An 18,499-nucleotide genomic window follows, 5' to 3' on the forward strand; every position below is an offset into this window, starting at 1 on the left:
GAAAAAGAATAGTAAACTCCGCGCAAAATAGTACAGAGGGAAGCCGATGAAAAACATAACCCTGGCCATCTGCATGGCCGCCGCCAGCAGTGCCGCCACTGCCGACACCATACTGGGCTTCGACGCCAGCCTGGGGGTTTGGATACCCTCTTACGACGGCGGTATCGGCAGTGACGACTTCGCTATCGAAAGCTTCAACCCGGCAGAGGACAACATCACCTTTATTCAGGCGGCCCTCGAACATCCGGTTCCGTTGATACCAAATGTTATGGTGGCCCACAGCAATATCGAAACCAACGGCGATACCACCCTGTCTGAAACTGCGAGGTTCGGCGATCTCTATTTCCCCGCGGACAGCACAGTGGGCATGAACCTGGACTTAAGCTATACCGATGCCACCTTCTACTACGAACTACTGGACAACTGGGTCAATCTCGATCTCGGCCTGACCGCACGGCGTTACGACGGGCAACTGGACGTGGCCAGCAATCTGCAGACGGAAACTGTCGAACTGGCCGGCTACCTGCCTATGCTCTACGGTATGGCCCGCTTCGACCTGCCTTTCACCGGCTGGTCCATCATCGCCCAGGGCAACGGCACCGGCTACAAGGGCGGCTCCGTTACCGATTTGACCGCCAAGGTGCGCTGGGACTTCGCCCCGGTTTTGGATCTGGGCCTGGAGGCGGGCTACCGTACCATGAATATGAATCTCAAGCGGATCGACGAGTTGGGGACCGACCTGGACATCAGCGGCGCCTATATCGGCCTGAACCTGCATCTCTAACCCTCAACTCAACCCCCTACCCTAGCAGGTTGTTGAAAAAGCCCTCCCTGGGCTTTCCTCAACCTGGGTTTGCGGCGCATGTCCGCAAACCCTCCACCACAAATCAAGCAGTTACATGCTTGATTTGCGGCCCGAACATACCTGCTCGGGCCTGTTCACACTAACTGAGTTGTCCCTGGCGGCCTGCTAAAGCGGGGCTGCTATTTCTTCATCAGGGGTTTCATGGCCGGGCCCGCTTCCGGGTCGAAATCAGCGGGAACAAAGCCCAGCAGTGCCAGCGCCGTAGCGGCCACCTGGTTTTGGTACAGGTCCGCACCACCGGATACTTCTCCAAGGCTGGCGATATCCGGGCCCAGGGCGGCTATCCAGATCTGGTCTGAACCCACCACACCATCCTTTTGGGGCTGATTCTTGTTATTGAAATACTGCACCAGCGCCGGCCCGCTGGCATGGTGCGGCCAAGCCTCGGCGGTTTGTCCCCGGCCGTGATCCACAGTGATAATCAGGTTGGTATTGTCCCGGTAGGCTTCCATGGACTGCAGCGTGTTCCACAGGTCGGCGAGGAATGCATCACTGCGATGCGCAGACAGCAAATACTGGTGATACTCCTTATCGTGGGCAAAATCATCGGTTTCCCCCAGGGCGATATAGAGTACCTTGGGTTTTTCTTGCCGCAGATATTCCTTCGCCAGACCGTAGGTAAAGGCATCGGGCCTTACATCCTTCCAGAAAACCGGCAGCTGCCCCTGCAGATCATTGAGGAATTGAGCCCGCTGGGATAATCGGGGCCAGTCCGCAGGCTCCAGGCCGGCATTGACAAAAACGCCACTGCGCTCCCGGTTGATAATGGCGGGAAATGCGCCCCAGCTGCCGAAAGCGGCCACCTTGTGTTTGAATCCGGGCTGCTTATTCACCCATTCCAAAAAAGTGATATTGGCATTGGGAACCGGATCATTGGAGTCGATATCCGGGTCTGCGCGGCCGGTGAGGATCTCGTTATAGCCGGGGTAGGAAAACCACCACTGATTCGTGACATTGGCCCGGGAATCCCTGTCGCGATTGCCGGCCAGCACCCCGCGCTGCACGATTTCGCCCCACATAAATGGCAGAAGCTTATGGCGTTTCTCCGCTGCGGATTTTCCACCAAACTGTTCCGTCAACTGCTCTTTGTTCCTGGTAAAATCTGCATGGTTGAGCAGTTCCGGATCATAACCGGAAAAAACCTCCTGCCAGCGCAAGCCATCCAGGGTTACCAGCACCAGATTTTCCGCCCCATGCGCCTTGACGCCCAGCACTGCAGCCAGCAGTGCCCCAAGTAATAGTTTCATTGCACAGTCCTCCGCGGGAATTCACTCCGCATGTAATTTTCTTTGCCATTAACCCAGCAGTCCAACAGATAATCCCTTAACTATTGGATTGCCCTCTTGAAAACCTGCGCAATTGCGCAGAATCATTAGCTTTTCAGGGGTTTGCACCGGACTCCGCCCGGCGGCAGCACATCCTTGTGCCGCGTTAACCCGATGGCGTTAGAAATCCACAACAGCGGACAGGGAAACCGTGCGCGGCGCTCCTATCCAGGCGCCCCCGGAAACCACTGAGCCCAGGTAGTCCTCATCAAACAGGTTGTTGACCACCAGATTCAGGTTTGTGCGGGCCAGCGCCGGATGAATATCCACCACGTTCAGGCCCAGATAGGCATCCGCCACCGTATAGGACGCGGCCACCCAGGAGTTGCCCGGATCCACATAGCGGTCCCCGGTAAACTTGGCCGAGATACCGCCGTACAGCAGTTCCGAAGCCCAATCCAGTCCCACCACAAACAGGTGGTCGGCGATACCCACAACGTGGTTACCGGGAGTAATGCCCTGGGCCTCATCGACGGCGGCATCGCCGGAACCGATATAGGTGGCATCAATCAGGGTATAGGAGGTGTAAAGGTTGAGGGATTCGGAGAGATCATAGTCCAGCAGCAGTTCCACACCACTGGATTCGATACCGCCGGCATTGAAGTAGGTGCCGTTGGTTCCGATCAGGTAATCGGGGCCGGCCGTGGTGTTGTTGTCCAAGAAAATAATACGGTTTTCAAACTCGTTCTCAAAATAGGTGGCGGTGGTGGTAAAGCTATCGCCGGCATAACGCAGTCCGAATTCCATGGTCTCGGACGTCTCTGGTTCGATATTCTCCAGGTCGGAATCCGGGCGCTCGAGAACACTGTCACCGATCGCCTTGAAATTCTCCGCATAGCCGGCAAACAGTTTGGTGTTTTCCAGCGGAGTTTCCCACAGCAGCCCGGCGGAGATGAGTATATCGGAATCGGAGTTGACCCTGGCATTGGATGAAGCTCCAAACAGGTCCTTTCGCTCCACGTCCACCAGAAATTGTTTGGCCCCCAGGGTGAGCGTGACGCTATCGTTGGTGAGGGCATCTTGCAGATACCATTTGCGGGTTTCCTGGGGGTAGCTGCGATCATATTGCACCCAGTAGGGACTGGCTTCAAAACCGGCACCCTGGGAGGCATCGGTGATTTTGTGCCAGTCACGGTGTTCGTCTCGGGTGGCATCTTCATACCAAAAACCCCCACGCAACGTGTTGTCGTAGCTGGCGATCAGGCCGTTGTAGCTAAAATCCAGGGTCGCACCGGTGCGCTCCTTGCCATAGTGGGTGTGGCGGTAGGACATGGCCGGCAGCGCATTTGCGGGATAACAGGCGGGATCGTATTCCGGACCGGATTGGCCGTAGACATTCACCAGCGAAGAGATACAGCCGTCCCTGGGGTTGAGTGCATTGCCATCGGCATCGACAAAGAAAATCTGTCCCCGCTGGACACCCCCGTATACGGTAGGAGCGCCGAGGAACTCGGACTCCCCGGCACTGCCGTCATCCATAATATCCACCAGATAGGGCGGCACCCAGTCGCCGCGCCCTTTATTGCGGTGATAGTAAATACCGGACTGCAGGTTCAGGCTGTCGGTCAGATCAAAATCAAATTGGACGTAGCCGAGCAGGTTCTTGCGCAGTGTCGACCAACCGCGGCGGTACAGCTGGTCGATGTACGGAATGCCGGCCCATTCATCCCGCAGAAAATCGTCTTCAGGGAAGGCCTCGAACTGAGCCGCAGAATAAATACGCTGGTAATTGTCCTCGTGGACATCATCGTAGGCGACATAGGCTTTGACAGTAGCGGCGTCCAAAGTGGTCACCAGTTTCGCCGCCAATTGCTCGCGTTCGTTTTCCGCACTCTCATTGATCCAGTCGGAAGCTGTTTGGTTGGAGTAGGAAATCCACGCCTTGCTGTTGCCGGCGAATGTACCTGAATCGAAGCGAAGATAGAATCGCCGGGCATCGAATTCCCCCGCGGACGCTTCCATTCGGCTGCGCCGCGCATCCGTCGGGTCGTCCGTGCGATAGTCGATGGTGCCGCCCAGGGCTTCATGTGAGCGGGAAGCGATATCCGCAGTGCCCTGGGAAACCTCCACCGAACCGATATTGGCCGGATCCACAAAGCGGTTGGCTTTGGAGCCACCACCGTAATTGGAGCCGCCATTGGGAATACCATCAATTGTGGTGCCTATCTGCTGCTCGTCCTGACTGATGGTAAAACCCCGCACACTGATGTTGGTGGACCAGTCATCGAAGCCGTAAGTATCCCCTTCGTTGACGGAAACACCGGGCAGGTTGTCAATTAGCGCATTCACGCTGGTAATGGTGGACTGCTGCCTGCGCATTGCCTCGGACACTTCGCTACGGTTGAAAGTGGCACCCTTGGCCAGCACCACCACCTCCTCCAGCTGTTCATCGCCCGCCTGCTCGGCGTGCGACGGGTTGGCAGCCATCAAAGTGGCGAGGGACACGGCTGCAGCCAGTGGTTTTTTTCTGATGTTCATCGGGGCACCCCTTGTTGTAGTGATTGAACAGACCCGGACTGCAGCAGCCATGCTCCAGTCCGGTTGCCCGCGTACATTGAGGGGTGAAGGTGAAATATTTTTTACGGATAAATTAAACTCTGTTGACCGGCCTGTGAATGCAGGTGAACAGAGTAATCTGGAGTATAAAAGGGATAGGGTTTAGCGGTCATTGACGAGGACCCATGACCGCAAGGCGAGAGTTAGAACTTGCACCAGGACTAAGTGGCACAATCGCAGGAGACAGTTAATCAGAACAGAAAAAGGAGCGGACGGTGGACATTGCTTTGTTTGTCAACCTTAAAAACCTGTGCAATTACGCTGAATCACTTGCTTTTCACTTGAAAATAGCAGGTCGCTGAGAATGCCCTTCTCTGCTAATAGTGCGGCGGCTTATCATCCGCCGCGCCACCGTCACCAAACACCTGCAGTGCAATATCCTGGTATCTGGCCAGCACTTCCTCAAACTGCGCTTTCAGGGCACGAATCTCGGCATCCTGCTGTGCAATCACATCATTCAGCTGTGCCATTGTGTCCTCGTGAAAAGCGAGCCGGGTCTCCAGCTCATCCACCCGACGGGTCAATTCGATATTCTGTTCCATTACAACAACCGGTATAAGTGTTCCACCAGGTGCACCGAGCGCCTGTCCATAAAAAGGCTCTGCCCCAGGCGCGCGGTCACATAGCCGCAGCCGATCTCCCGCTCCGGATCGGCAAAACCGACGCTGCCCCCTGCACCCGGATGCCCAAAGCCCCAGTCCCCGCCAAAACGCAGGTCCGCCCCGCGGCCGCTGAGAACAAAGCCGCAGCCGAAGGCAACGTCCGCCTGCAATACGGCATCGCGCTCCCGGCTCTGTTCCCTGCGGGCCTCCGCCACCGTGTGCGGATCCAGAATCGTCCCTTTGGCCAGTGCTAGGTCGCCGTAGATGCCCGCCAGATCCCGGGCACTGAAGTGCCCGTTTGCCGCCGGTATCAGCGCCCCCCTCCAGGCGGAGCCGTTACTGCCGGTCAGCAGACTGACAGGGTTGGAGAAGGCCTTCGCAACCGGCCCCTGGCGATCCTCTTTCATGGCGTGTGCCACCGCATTTTCCCGCAGCTCCGGCAGCGGCTTTTTGAGCGGGCCCACGTCCGCGATGCGGGTGGACCTGTGGCCCAGGGCACCAAAGCCGCCATCCAGCTGCAGCGGGTCTGCCAGCACCTCGCGATAGAGTTCGGGCAGTGTGCGGGACGAGACCCTCTCCAGCAACCCGCCCAGGCTCCAGCCATAGAGAAAAGCCGCATAGCCCTGCCGCGATCCCGGCGGCCACCAGGGTTCCTCGGCCGCCACCCGCGCGCAGCTTCCGTCCCAGTCGTAGATCAAGTCGTCCGTCACCCGCTCGCGGAAGGCCACCAGGCCGGAGCGATGGCACAGCAACTGACGGGGCGTAATGGCGGCCTTGCCCGCCGCGGCAAATTCCGGCCAGTAGTCCGCCACCGGCCGGTCCAGGTCCAGCCGACCGGCAGCCACTTGCTGCATCGCCAACACCGCGAGTACCCCCTTGGAGCAGGAAAATACATTGGCGATGGTGTCCTCCGTATAGGGAACCTGTCCCTCCCGGTCGCAGCGCCCCGCCCACAGCGACACTATCAGCTCATTGGACCGGCGGACGGCAAAAGCCGCACCGGTTTCACCGCTCTGGCGAAAATTGGCGGCAAAGGTATCCAAGAGCGGCTCGAAACCGGGGGCACAGTGGCCGTATATCTCCATCGCAAGTGTCCAGCAGTGGGAAAAGGAGGCGCAAGATTAATTTCTTCCCCTGTCCTGCGCAAATCGTTAGCATGGCCGCAAAATTTTTCACAGAGGGACAACCATGACTGAGCCGGTGGCAATTCAGGATCAAATTCCCGCGAACCACTGCTTCGGTTGCGGCCCGGAAAATGACCGGGGTCTGCAAATCAAAAGCTTTTGGGTCGGCGACGACGAAACCCACTGCCAGTTCACCCCTGCCCCGGAGCACTGCGCCGGACCCAACCACTACCTCAATGGCGGCATCATCGCCACCATCATCGACTGTCACACCATTTGTACGGCGATCGCCGACGGCTACCGGCAGGCCGGGCGCCAAACCGGCACCGGGAATAAAATCTGGTACGCCACCGGCAGGCTGGATGTCCAGTATAAGGCGCCGGCGGCGATGGATGCCCCCGTAACACTGCGGGCCAAAATCACTGGTCGCAGCGGCAGGAAAACCACCCTGCACTGCACCCTCACCAGTGGAGACCGCATCTGCGCCTCGGCGGAGGTGGTGGCGGTGCGCGTGCCGGACAACTGGTAGCGGCTACCGGCTGGCGACTCAGCCCAGATCCCGGTCCGCTGTGTCCAGTTCTTCCAGCCTGTAGCCGCAGTGGCGACAGTAGTCGGCATCCCGGTCGTGGCCGGCGCGGCTGCAATTGTCACAGCGTTGCACGCTGCGTTCTCTGCCAATCTCACTGGCCAGCTCGGCAGTTACTATCCCGGTTGGCACAGCGATAATGGAATAGCCCACCAACATAGTCAGGGAGGCAATCGCCTGCCCCAGGGGCGTGTGCGGGGTGATATCGCCGTACCCCACCGTTGTCAGGGTGACAATCGCCCAGTAGACACTCTTGGGAATACTGGTGAAGCCGCTATGGGGCCCCTCCACCATAAACATCAGCGCACCGAAAATGATGCACATCACCAGTACGCTGGCGTAAAACACCATAATTTTTCTGCGCGCCTGCCACAGGGACCGCATGAGCAGGTTTGCATCACGCAGATAGCGCACCAGCTTGAGCACGCGAAAAATGCGCAGCACCCGCAGCAGGCGCACCACCAGCAGATAACTGGCCCCGGTAAAGGCCAGCGCCACATAGCTGGGCAATATCGCCAGAAAGTCCACCACGCCGTAAAAGCTGAAAATATACCTGCGGCGGTCCACCGCACAGTAGATACGCAGAATATACTCGACCGTAAACAGCCCGGTAAAAAACCATTCCAGCCAAAAGAACAGCCGCCCGTACCGCCCGGCGATACCCTCCACGGAGACCAGCAGCACCAGACCCACGCTGAGGAGAATGGCCCAGATCAAAAATACATCAAAGCCTTTTCCCGCCGGCGTGTCAGTGCCGAAAATTACCTCATTAAGCCATTTGCGCCTGCCGGTTAGTGCCATATATCCTCCTGCCGGCACAGACTATAGCGCCGGAAGGTCCCGCCCGCCACAGGCGCACCGCAATTCCGGTCGGCAAAGCCCGACTCTTGTTAGAGCACTGCGCTACAACAGCGCACTTTTTCGCTAACATATAACACCAGAGAGGTCTCGGGGGTCGCTGCCGGCGGCTAAGAGGCCGGATTTACCGGCGCACCTGCGGCAGAACTTTTCGCGCGGGGTTGCGTCGCATTGCAGGGCCGATCCCGCCAGCCGGGTTGGCTGGACAGCTGGGGGAAATCATGAGCAGGGAAAACCGTCTGGTTTACTCGACCGATCGCGGCCGGGTCAAAGAGGAACCGAGCCAAGAGTCCCGCCGCAGCGGCGACGGGATTGTTCGTATTCAAAGGGAAAGCAAAGGCCGCAAGGGCAAGGGCGTCACCTGCGTGCGGGGCCTCCCGGGCAGCGACGCCGATTTGAAGCTATTGCTGGCGGACATGAAAAAACGCTGCGGCTGTGGCGGCACTGTAAAAGACGGGGTGATTGAAATTCAGGGTGACAAGCGCAGCGAGATCAAGGCCCTGCTGGAAGCCCGCGACTTTAGGGTAAAGCTCGCCGGCGGCTGAGCGGACCGACGGGCGGGCAACCCCATGCAGCAGGTGCTCGGATCAGTCCCGGGCGCTGCCGAGCCAGCACTCGATGGTTTCCCGCAGCTGGTCCTTACCCAGGGGCTTGGTGAGAAAATCATCCATACCCGCCGCCAGGCAACGGCCTTCGAACTGCTCTTCCGTGGTGCTGGTCAGGGCGATGATCGGCAGCCGGTTCTCCGCTGCATGCTCCGACTCCCAATGGCGCAGGGTTTCGATAATTTGTGCACTGTGTTCGGTATTCTGCTGGCAATCCACCAGCAGCATATCGTAGTGCCCCTCCGACAGCAGCTCCAGCGCGTCCACCACCGACCGGGCCACTTCCACCCGGTATCCCAACGTGTGCAGCATTTCTTCGGTCACCCGCTGGTGTTGGCGCGACTCCTCGATCAACAGCAAGGTGTACTGGCGCGGGTGGGCACCACTGCTGGTGACAATGCGACGGCTGGTCTTTTTACCACCACAGAACAACAAACCGATCAGTGCATCGTGCAGTTCCTTCCGGGTCGCCGGGCGGCTCAGATACTGTGTGCAGGGCAGGCTTTTGATAAAGGGGGTAAATGCCTGCTTATGGCCATAGGCGCCCAGACACATCAGTGGGCAGTTTTTGGGCTCTACATCGCTGTGGTCGATAATCTCCTGGACTGCCGTCAGCAGGCTCGAATCGCCCATGGCCGGCACCAGCAACACCAGCTGACTGCGCACCAGTGCCTGCTGCACAGCCTCCTCCAGTGCCGGCCGGTGCGCCGATGAGGTGTATCTCAAACCCTGCACCTCCATTCCGAAGGAACTCAGAGCCTTTTCCAGGCCGCTGACAAACAGGCCCTTCTGGTGCAACAGCAGTATGTCCAAATCCTGCAAGCGGCGATCCGGCACCAGATAGAAGCGCTGGTTCGGTTCGGTGGCGAATCTCATCGCCACCTGATAGCGGTTGCCGTCGCGGCTGGAATGCAGCTGCAGATAGCCACCCATGGCTTCCGCCAGCCCCTTGGCAATTGAAAGTCCCAGCCCCGTAGCTACCTGGGCACTGTCTACCCGCGAGAAGGCGCCGAACAGTTCACTTTCGTCCGGCAGTATCTCACCCTGGCCATCGTCCATGAGGGCGATCGTCATCTGTCCCTCCGCGGTGCTGATAGGGGAAAAGTCCACCTGTCCCCAGATCTCGCCCTGCTGGGCTATTGCCGTAGCCGCCTCCACCAGGTTGCGTATCAGCTGCGAGGTCTTGCGATTGTCCCCGATCACCATGACCGGCAGCTTGTCGTCTATTTCGAAATTGAATTCAAGGCGCTGGCGATGGGAGGCCTTTGCGGCAAACTTAAACGACTTCTCGACGGTTTTTACCAGATTGAAAGGCCCCTGTCGCAGCCGGATACTCTTCCTTGCCACACGGGTAAAAAGACCGACATTATCCACCAGTTTCAGTTGCTGGCGACTGGCGTTTTTTGCCAGCCGCACCCACTCCCGCTGCCGCTCCGGCAATTGCTCCGCCTCCAGCAGCGCCAGCGCTCCCAGGGAGTCGGTGAGTTGGCTGCGAAACTCCTGGCCGATGTTTGCGACAAATTCATTGGTTAACTCGATAGCCGCATCGGATCTTTTACTGGCCACGGCGAGCTGGCTGGCGCGTTGCTGCAACTCCTGCATCGCGCCCATACGACCCCAGTAATTCTCGGACTCAAGTCGTGCCTGGCGGGAGATGAGCCAGACAAACGCCAGCGAAAGCACACCGTAGACAGTGCCGAGGATATCTCCCGATAGAAACGATGTAGCGGAAGCCGGCACCAGGGATACCACCAGGCACCAGGTGAGAAACCGGTAGTAGGGCGCGAATACGGTCACCACAATGGCACTGTACATCACGGTATAGAGCCACAAAAAGTGGGTCTCCGGCGCAAATCCCAGCAGCCACTCGTGGCACACCAGTATCAGACCCCACCAGCCAGCGAACAGAATTGCGGTGAAAAAATAGCGGCGGCGCCAGCGATGCGGACCGGAGGCATAGAGGCTGCCAAAGCGAAAAAGGTGATAGCCGTGCAACAGACTCAGCAGGATCAACCCTATAGCGAGCACCAGGGTCAATTGCGGTGCAACCAGGGGCAACTCACCCACCGTCACCGCAATGAAAAACACCATAATGGTAAAAAGCATCACGCGACGGCTGTACTTGGCCATACGCGCGTCTGTGAGTCGACAGACGCGACGGTCTTTTTGTACTTTGAGTTCCGGTCGATCAAACATTGGCATTTAGCCCTTTCACCACTGCCCTGGCGCTGGTGTATTCCATCTGCACAATATCGAACCCGAGTATCAGTTCAGCCGGACACCGAGGTTAAGGCGGGCCGGGCGCGGCCAGCTTCTAGCCGATCCCCAACACTTCAACGAGCACTGTTTTGATCACAAAGCCCAGCAGGCCGAGGCCCAGGGCCAGAAACAAAACAAAGGTACCGAATCGCCCCGCCTTGGATTCCTTGGCCAGGCTCCAGACGATAAACACCATAAACAGAATCAGCCCACCGACCCCCAGCCAGAGTGAATACTGCTCGAATTGCTCAAAAGACATACAACTTCATGCCCTGAATGATTCACTACCACTGGCGGCCGGCTAAGGGGCAATAGCCCTGATGGCCGACTTCCGCCCGGCACGCCGGGCAGGTAAAAAATTTGGCGCGTATTGTAATGGACACTTGGGCTTATAACCACGGCTACAGGCTCCTCCAGTGGACCGGAGCCAGGGAACCTCTGCAGCGGATTCAGGCGCCCTGATAATAGTCCTCATCCTCCGCCCTGGTGCCGCAGCGCATACGGCTGACCTCCCTGTCCCGGTAGCGGCTGTCGTGCCAGCAGCGAGGCAGTGCCTCACCGGACAGGAAACACAACTGGGTCTTGTCAAAGACCTCGGGATCCTGGACCTCTTCACCCCAGAGGTAGCGGCCGACGACGGTGAGTTCGTAGGGGTTGGATAAGGTAACGATATCCGCTACCTCAACCAAGTGACTGGAAGACAACTCTTTGAACAGCATATTGGCACCAATTTCATCCTACTTCCCTCAGTATAGGGTTCGCGGATATATTGGGGCGTTCCGGGGGATAAAAATAGTGTTTACGGGGCACAAGCCAGCTCCAGGAACGGCACCCAATGCGGCCTTGCCCGGCACCTTTACGGCAATTCCGGCGGCTCCGTATGGACCCGATCGACGATGGCCATTCATGGCGCCCTGCGGGATTTGGGGCTGCTGAAAAAGACTTTGCCAGCAACCTGCTGTCCCGAGCAGGTTTGTTCGGGCCGTAAATAGGGCTCGCTCACTTAGTGTCAGCAGGCCTAGGAGTGATTGGGGACTGCCTCGACAGTATGCCGAGCGGTAATATCGGTCACCGTAGCAATAGATATTCAATCTATGGACTTGGAGCAAATAAACTCTTCGGTCACATCGGCTCCGAGCAGCAAATACCTGCGGCACTTCCCATAGCCGGCGGGCGCATCAAGACTGCAGACGACAACACCCTAACTCCGGGATACCCTCAGCCTTCCAGGGTCAGGCGGGCGGAAATCATCCCCTCTTCCGCCAGGGCATCCAGGTTTACCGTGCGGAGCACAAATCCCTGCTGGACCAGGGTATTTAGCCAGGGTTGAAGGTCCTGATAGCGGGCCTCATCGATCCACAGACGAATGCGCCCCTGGTCCTCGGGCTCGAAGCGCTTGATAGAAATGCCGTGTTGCTGGGCCGCCGCCGTCACCCTTTGCAGCAGGGTCCCGGAGGCCTGACCGCTGGAGGAAGGGGGCTTGAGGCGCTCCAGCACATTGCGCTGGGATTCTATCCACTGCACCAGCTCCTGCGATGCGTCGGCGCGGCCGTAGGCGTCGTCAAAAAAGTGCTTGGCGGGCGTAAACAGACCGTAAACGATAAAAAGTCCCCCCAGTACCAGGATCAGCGCTCCCAGCGCCCGCTGGTCATTGGGCGGCAGGGAACGCCATTTCTGCTGCAGTTCCTCGACAATTGCTTGTTTCATCACTCGGTTTTCTTGGCAGGTACAAATATCTGTTAATCCGGTAATCCAATCGAAGTCTGTTCGAATGGATTGCCGCCCTTAAAATCCTGTTCGAGTACCCGGAAGCGCCGGCCTTTGCCGACGGCAGGTCCACGGGCAGGATTCACCCCAGCGCCGACTGGCGGGCGGGTGAATCAATGTGATCACTGCAGCTTGACACGACCTGATGCGCCCTTTTCCAATTCACTGGCAGCCAGCAGTTCGGCCCGGTACTGGCCGTTGCTGAGGCTGCCGACAAATCGATCCAGCTCAGCGAGATCGGCGGCTTTCACCTGTAACACCAATTCGCCGCGCTGGCCGTCAAAACGCAGGGACTGCAGCTTCAACTGGCCGCTGCCCTGTTGGTTCCATACCTCGCTCAACAGCTGCATCTGGCCACTGAAACCATCGCCGCCGCCGGCGGCCTGCTTCAGATACCCCTCAATCTGGCGCCGCAGATCCCGGCCGGGCCGGGTTTCGGGAAACAATTCCGTAAACAGTGCTCGCGCCTGCTCTTCAGAACCGGAGGCACGCCAGTTGTAATAGGAACCCGCCACTACAAATAGCAGCAGTTGCACCGCAAAACAAATGGCCGCCACCTGTGCCGGCCTTATCCACCAGTTGGGCTCTTCCCTGTCAGTCGCCAGCGCAAAATCTCCAGTGAGAAGATTGGCCATGCGCGAAGGGCGAAAGCGCTCCAGCAGTTGCTCCTCCGCCGCGCCGGCGGAAGAGTGCAGACCGTCGCCGAACAGTGATTCCAGATTTGCCCGGGTCAACTGATCGTCGGGGTCTTCGCCGATCAGTTCCAGCTGCGGGGTTGCATCACCCTCCTGGCTATCTTCGCTGTGATTTTCCACCAGGGGTGCCAGAAGCTGCTGCAGGTAGCGGCGCTGTACCGAGAGGCCGTGACCGCTGCCGTACCAGAGGTGGGCGCGGTTCCCATCCAGCCACAGGGCGGTATCGGTATCCAGCAGATCCAGTAGCTGGTATTCGGGAACAGCGGCAATCAGCGGCCACTCCAGCCGCTGCAGCTGATCCCGCAGCACTTCCATCTTCTGGCGGGCGATAGCGTAAACACTGCACGCTTCTCCCGCGCGGGGCTGACATACAAAGTGCAGATCCTCAACGTCCTCGGCCAGCTGCTCTTCGACCATATAGCCAATGGCCTGACTCTGGCGACGGGCGGCTTTGGGAATGCTGTCCACCCCACTCCACACCCAGTGTCCGGGCAACAGCAGCAGCGCCCGCGTCTGTTCACCAAACTGCAATTCCAACGCGTCCGCGGGCTCCTCCTCGGTAGTAACGGGATCGTCCACACCAAACGCGCGCGCAAAATCATCGTCCATAGCGACGGTGCGCCAGCCGCAATCACTCCAGCATTCCACCCGGGGAATCTGGTTACTGCTATCCTCCACCAGCCGCAGTAACAACAATCGCTTCTCGGATCCCGAAGCGGTTTCGCCGCCAGTTACCTTTTTAATCATAACCATTTAAATTTAATTAGCATTATTGTCCGAATTGTCCGGGCCTTCAGCCTCGAAGCTCAGCAGCTCACGCATATAGGCAATGTCGAAATTCCGCCTGTGGCGCTGCATCACCTTGGCTTCGCCCTTGGCCTCGTCCAGATAAATCATGGACTCCCAATATTGCCGGTACTCTTCCCCTTCACCCAGCTGCACCGCGATTCTGGCGAGGAAATACTGGCTGTGAAATGCCAGCGCCTGGGTCTGCTGAAAACCAAAATCCTGCAACTGGGCCTGTTCATTGAATACGCCCTCAGAATCGCGAAAGCTCATTACATCCTCCACCCGCGCCTGGGGATCAACCGCTTCCAGCAGGGCCTCGGAGGCAAAATTTACATTGATCGCCGTACCCTCCGCCGGCAGTGCGCAAAGGTAGGGCCTCAAGGCCTGCCAGTCTTCACCCTCCATCCCCTGTACCGCAGCCAGTTCGGAAACATCGCTGATCAGTGTGTCCGGAGTGCGGTGCGCCATTTCCAGGCCCAGATAGCCGTCGTCCTCAGTCCCCGGCGCCAGCGGCGTATCGCCGGGATCGAGCCAGTCCAGTATCGCTTTGGCCAGCTCCGGCTTGCCGGTTACATTGACCACCAGGCGCTGAAAAATCTGCGCCTGATCCGCCTGTCCGGCGCCCGGGCCGGCGAGATTGTTTACATTAAAACAGGAATGCAAATCCTGGATGTTGATTCTGATCCTGCCGTTCTCCGGGTTGAAGGACAGCGCCGGCCCGGCCCAGCCTTCCTGCATCGAATCCGACGACGGTGACTGTTCCCGATCCTCCTCGTAATCCCGCTCCAGTGCCACCCTGGCCCAGGCTTCGGCGCCACCGACAAATTCAGCCAGCTGGGTATTGGCCAGCAGGGCCGCGGTGCGGGAAACGGCTATGCGGTTGCGCACAATGGCCTGGCTGACCGCGGCAACGGCAATCACCAACACCAGCAGTACGGTAATCAGCGCCACACCCCTCTGGTGTGATAGGCCAACACTACCCATCGCGCTTCCCACCGTTATCGCCTTCACCGTCCCCCGGTTTGGGCTGGGAGCCGTCATTATTGTCGGAGCCACCCCCACCACCGCCGCCGCCACCGCCACCGCCTCCTCCCCGATTGGAGCTAAGACTTACCGCGCCACTGGGTAGAACGAAGACCCGCCGCAGTTCACCGCTCGCCTGGGTGAGCAGGACAAACTCAACGGCCCGGGGCAACCGCAGGTCGACAGCTCCCGCATCAGTGGTGGAGGATGCCGGCGGCCACTGGGACAGCCAGGCTTCCGTCTCCCCATCGAAATAGCGCAGGCTCAGGCTGTCGATACCGGCCAGCAGGGGTTCCGAGACAGGCTCGCTGTCCGGTGCGCGGTCCAGGATTCGCCAGCGCCCCCTCAACAGCAGTGACTCTTGATCCCCGGAATCCGCGTCCGGATCTTCGGCAAAGCCCACGCGGTAACTGACACGCTGCAGCTCACCCCGGGGTTCCCCGGTAAAGTTGGACGCGCCCAGGCGGGTGAATTCCAGCTCGTCGGAATCCCCCCTCAGCGCCGGCTCGTAGCCACTGTAGGCATTTTTAACCGGCCTCGGCGTAACCTGGCGCAGATCGTCATCGATGCGGTACATGGCCATGGAAAAGCGACGCATCTCCTCGGCCCGCACTTGCAAGGCCTGATCCGTGTGGTTGAAAGTATCCAGCAGTGTGAAGGCACCCACACTGATAATCGACACCAGAACCAGCACCACCAGGATCTCGATCAGGGTGAAGCCCGGCGCCGGCCTCCCGTGCCGAAGCGGTATCCGCCGGACTCTGGGGTTAAATACCGGCTGCGGCTTCACTCTGCCACCCATGCGTCCAGGGTATAGCTGGGATTGTCCGCTTCCGGCTCGGCCACCTGGATAATGATGTGGCGCATTTTTTCTTCACTGGTGGCCTCGACCCTGGCCGTCACCTCCCACTCGCGAGCCCCGGCGGGAACCCGCTCTGTCTGTTCCCCTATGGGTGGCCAGGGACTCTGCAGGCGAATCTGCGCCAGCACCTGCTGTGCCGCCAGGTTGGCCGCCAGCCGCTGTTCCATGGCAGCCTGCGCCTGCACGCTGTCCTGCATGGTTTTTAGCAGGCTGGCGGCGATAACACCGAAGATCACCAGAGCCACCAAAACCTCCACCAGGGTAAAACCCATCTCCCGGCTCCGGACCTCAATAGTCATCGGTCTGCCACTGAAGCTGCAGCCCGTAGAGGCTCGAATAGGAGATACTGGCGGCACGGGACACTTCCCGGTCCTCCAGCAGCACAACGGCGAGTTCGGCCGGCAGGACTTCGCCGCTGGCCAGAGCAATAAACTGCGGCACCGGATCCTCAGTGTCCTCATCGCTTGCCGCCGAGGGCAGTTCCGCCTGCTGCAATACCTCCACCCGCATGTTTCCCGGCAGCTGGTGGACGGCAAACCGCTGCGCCATGGTGCTGGCGGTCTCAGCATCGGCTTCGGGGGACTGCCACTCCAGGCTGGTGGGGTCGTAGCGAACCACCGAATAGCCATCGCTATTGAATACCACCCCATAGTGAGAATTGTCGATCACAGCCCGGTCCACCACCAATTGCAAAACTCCGGCGAGGCGCTGTGTTTCACCTTTCCAGGCCCGGACATCGGAGCCCCCCAGGGAGAGCACGGCCATACCGGCCAGGGTGGCGATAATTACAATCACCACCAGCAATTCGATCAGGGTAAAGCCGGCGCTGCGACCGGGCCGCACAAACATGTGAATCGACTGTTTGCAGACTAAGGTTCAGACGCGAAGATATCCGCCGCCTCCCCCTCACCACCGGGCTTGCCGTCGGCACCCAGACTGAACAGATCGTAGGGGCCATTACTGCCCGGGCTGATGTACTGGTATTCATTGCCCCAGGGGTCCTTGGCCTCGCGCTTCAGGTAGGGCTGCGACCAGTTTTTTGGCTCTGGAAAGCCGCTCGGCTTGTTCACCAGCGCCTGCAGACCCTGATCCGTACTGGGGAACACAAAGTTGTCCATGCGGTACATATCCAGTGCGGTTTCCAGGGCGCGGAGATCCGTCACCGCCGCCTTCATCCGCGCCTCTCCGGTGCGGCCCAGGATATTCGGCACCACCAGAGCCCCCAGTACGCCGAGTATCACGATCACCACCATGATCTCGATCAGCGTAAAGCCCCCATTTCCACGCATGCTTTTCATTGCAATCACCTTTACCTGTCTCCACCTTGGTTCTATCCCGGTGGTTCCACTCAGCCGGCAGCTGAATTACACCACCATCTGATTCATACTCATGATGGGCATCATTATTGCCATCACGATAAACAACACTATCGCCGCCATCAGCAGCAGCATGACCGGCTCGAACAGACTGACGAACGCTGTTACTGCCCCCTGCAAATCCTGCTCCTGGGACTCTGCCGCCCGGCCCAGCATCGCGTCCAAACTACCCGAGGACTCCCCGCTGGCAATCATGTAGATCATCATCGGTGGAATATACCCAACATCCTCCAAAGCCCGGCGCAGGCTTCCACCCTCACGCACAGATTTTTGCGCTGCCTGCAACCGCTCCTTGAGAAAGTCGTTGGACATCACCCCACCCGCAATACCCATCGCCTGTACCAGTGGCACACTGCTTCCGGTCAGAATGGCCAGGGTTCCCACATAGCGGGCACTCTGGCCGCTGCGCACCAGCCAGCCCACAAGCGGCAATTCCAGCAAGCGGTGATGCACCCGGTAGCGCACTCCGGGGCGTTTCATCATAACAATGGCGACGACCACCAGGGCAATCAGCACCGGCGGCACCAGCCAGCCCCAGGCGGCGATAAAATCGCTGATGGCGACCAGTATCTGGGTGGGTAGCGGCAACAGCTGTCCACTGCCAGTAAACACCTCTATCACGTCGGGCACCACATACACCATCAGACCCGTTACCACCAGTACGCAGACCAGTACCAGCATCATGGGGTATATCAGGGCCAGCTGGACCTTCTGGCGAAACTTCTGCTGGTTTTCCGTGTAATCCCCCAGGCGCTCCAAAACCGCATCCAGGTGCCCGGAGTGCTCCCCGGCCTCCACTGTGGCCCGGTACAGATTGGGAAAGGCACGGGGAAAGTTGCCCAGCGCCTGGGCGAAACTGTGCCCTTCGAGCACCTTGCCGCGCACGGCGAGCACAATGCGGCGAATCTTTTGATTGCGCGTCTGGCTGGCAATGGCCCCCAGCGCCTCCTCCAGGGGAATACCGGCCCGGAGCAGAGTGGCGATCTGGCGCGTCAGCAGCGCCAGATGTTTGACACTGAGGCCGGGGCTGCCGGACAGAAAGCTGGCGTTGCCGGCTGCGGACGATTCCGTGGCCGGGGCCACCTCCAGTGGTACCATGCCCTTGGCACGCAGCTGCTGTCGCGCGGCCCGGGCGCTGTCCGCCTCCAGAGTGCCGCGGTTTTTGCGCCCGGAAGCGGTCAGCGCCGCGTATTGGAACGCCGCCACG

The 18,499-nt window shown here is 59.1% G+C and carries 19 protein-coding genes; 3 read left to right on the plus strand and 16 right to left on the minus strand.

Annotation, left to right across the window (positions count from 1 at the left end):
- Window positions 1–46 precede the first annotated feature (46 nt).
- Window positions 47–784, plus strand: a complete 738-nt coding sequence (locus tag ABVT36_RS08500; RefSeq protein ID WP_368456172.1) for a TIGR04219 family outer membrane beta-barrel protein — start codon at window positions 47–49, stop codon at window positions 782–784.
- Window positions 785–984: 200 nt separating this feature from the next.
- Here the strand turns inward: ABVT36_RS08500 and ABVT36_RS08505 are convergent, their stop codons facing one another.
- From ABVT36_RS08505 to ABVT36_RS08520, 4 genes are all read right to left on the minus strand, one after another.
- Window positions 985–2,112, minus strand: coding sequence for an alkaline phosphatase family protein (locus ABVT36_RS08505; protein WP_368456173.1), 1,128 nt, complete (start codon window positions 2,110–2,112; stop codon window positions 985–987).
- 198 nt (window positions 2,113–2,310) lie between these two features.
- Window positions 2,311–4,668, minus strand: a complete 2,358-nt coding sequence (locus tag ABVT36_RS08510) for a TonB-dependent receptor (RefSeq protein ID WP_368456174.1) — start codon at window positions 4,666–4,668, stop codon at window positions 2,311–2,313.
- Window positions 4,669–5,063: 395 nt separating this feature from the next.
- Window positions 5,064–5,288 carry a SlyX family protein gene (locus ABVT36_RS08515; protein ID WP_368456175.1) on the minus strand — a complete coding sequence of 75 codons (225 nt, stop codon included), beginning with the start codon at window positions 5,286–5,288 and terminating at the stop codon, window positions 5,064–5,066.
- Window positions 5,288–6,433 carry a serine hydrolase domain-containing protein gene (locus ABVT36_RS08520; protein ID WP_368456176.1) on the minus strand — a complete coding sequence of 382 codons (1,146 nt, stop codon included), beginning with the start codon at window positions 6,431–6,433 and terminating at the stop codon, window positions 5,288–5,290. The genes ABVT36_RS08515 and ABVT36_RS08520 overlap by 1 nt, the downstream gene beginning before the upstream one ends.
- 103 nt (window positions 6,434–6,536) lie before the next feature.
- Between ABVT36_RS08520 and ABVT36_RS08525 the strand changes: the two genes are divergently transcribed.
- Window positions 6,537–7,001: a PaaI family thioesterase gene (locus tag ABVT36_RS08525; protein ID WP_368456177.1), complete on the plus strand. Its 465-nt coding sequence runs from the start codon at window positions 6,537–6,539 to the stop codon at window positions 6,999–7,001.
- Between the two features lie 18 nt (window positions 7,002–7,019).
- Here the strand turns inward: ABVT36_RS08525 and ABVT36_RS08530 are convergent, their stop codons facing one another.
- Complete coding sequence (locus ABVT36_RS08530) at window positions 7,020–7,859, minus strand: ion transporter (protein ID WP_368456178.1); 840 nt, start codon at window positions 7,857–7,859, stop codon at window positions 7,020–7,022.
- A 278-nt stretch (window positions 7,860–8,137) separates the two neighbouring features.
- Here ABVT36_RS08530 and yciH point away from each other — a divergent pair, with 278 nt between their 5' ends.
- A complete protein-coding gene (gene yciH, locus ABVT36_RS08535; protein ID WP_368456179.1) occupies window positions 8,138–8,461 on the plus strand; it encodes a stress response translation initiation inhibitor YciH in 324 nt (107 codons plus the stop codon).
- Window positions 8,462–8,503: 42 nt separating this feature from the next.
- Here yciH and ABVT36_RS08540 read toward each other — a convergent pair whose 3' ends face one another.
- The 11 genes from ABVT36_RS08540 to gspF all read right to left on the minus strand — a co-directional run bounded on the left by ABVT36_RS08540 (window position 8,504) and on the right by gspF (window position 18,498).
- Window positions 8,504–10,723, minus strand: coding sequence for a response regulator (locus ABVT36_RS08540; RefSeq protein ID WP_368456180.1), 2,220 nt, complete (start codon window positions 10,721–10,723; stop codon window positions 8,504–8,506).
- Window positions 10,724–10,835: 112 nt separating this feature from the next.
- Entirely contained in the window at window positions 10,836–11,039 is a 204-nt protein-coding gene (locus ABVT36_RS08545; RefSeq protein WP_368456181.1) for a DUF2788 domain-containing protein, read from the minus strand.
- 190 nt (window positions 11,040–11,229) lie between these two features.
- Window positions 11,230–11,499, minus strand: a complete 270-nt coding sequence (locus ABVT36_RS08550) for an acetyltransferase (protein ID WP_367149407.1) — start codon at window positions 11,497–11,499, stop codon at window positions 11,230–11,232.
- 499 nt (window positions 11,500–11,998) lie between these two features.
- Complete coding sequence (gene gspM / locus ABVT36_RS08555) at window positions 11,999–12,487, minus strand: type II secretion system protein GspM (RefSeq protein WP_368456182.1); 489 nt, start codon at window positions 12,485–12,487, stop codon at window positions 11,999–12,001.
- Window positions 12,488–12,669: 182 nt separating this feature from the next.
- Window positions 12,670–13,995, minus strand: coding sequence for a type II secretion system protein GspL (gspL, locus tag ABVT36_RS08560; protein ID WP_367149406.1), 1,326 nt, complete (start codon window positions 13,993–13,995; stop codon window positions 12,670–12,672).
- Window positions 13,996–14,001: 6 nt separating this feature from the next.
- Window positions 14,002–15,015, minus strand: a complete 1,014-nt coding sequence (gspK, locus tag ABVT36_RS08565) for a type II secretion system minor pseudopilin GspK (protein WP_368456183.1) — start codon at window positions 15,013–15,015, stop codon at window positions 14,002–14,004.
- Complete coding sequence (gene gspJ, locus ABVT36_RS08570; RefSeq protein WP_368456184.1) at window positions 15,008–15,844, minus strand: type II secretion system minor pseudopilin GspJ; 837 nt, start codon at window positions 15,842–15,844, stop codon at window positions 15,008–15,010. The genes gspK and gspJ overlap by 8 nt, the downstream gene beginning before the upstream one ends.
- Window positions 15,841–16,215, minus strand: a complete 375-nt coding sequence (gspI, locus tag ABVT36_RS08575) for a type II secretion system minor pseudopilin GspI (protein ID WP_368456185.1) — start codon at window positions 16,213–16,215, stop codon at window positions 15,841–15,843. Before gspI ends, gspJ begins: the two co-directional genes overlap by 4 nt.
- Window positions 16,205–16,765: a type II secretion system minor pseudopilin GspH gene (gspH, locus tag ABVT36_RS08580; protein WP_368456186.1), complete on the minus strand. Its 561-nt coding sequence runs from the start codon at window positions 16,763–16,765 to the stop codon at window positions 16,205–16,207. The genes gspI and gspH overlap by 11 nt, the downstream gene beginning before the upstream one ends.
- Before the next feature lie 20 nt (window positions 16,766–16,785).
- A complete protein-coding gene (gene gspG / locus ABVT36_RS08585) occupies window positions 16,786–17,214 on the minus strand; it encodes a type II secretion system major pseudopilin GspG (RefSeq protein ID WP_367149401.1) in 429 nt (142 codons plus the stop codon).
- A 66-nt stretch (window positions 17,215–17,280) separates the two neighbouring features.
- Window positions 17,281–18,498: a type II secretion system inner membrane protein GspF gene (gene gspF, locus ABVT36_RS08590; protein WP_368456187.1), complete on the minus strand. Its 1,218-nt coding sequence runs from the start codon at window positions 18,496–18,498 to the stop codon at window positions 17,281–17,283.
- Window position 18,499 lies beyond the last annotated feature (1 nt).

Origin of the sequence: Microbulbifer sp. TYP-18, assembly GCF_040932045.1 — a bacterium.
Classification (GTDB): Bacteria; Pseudomonadota; Gammaproteobacteria; order Pseudomonadales; family Cellvibrionaceae; genus Microbulbifer.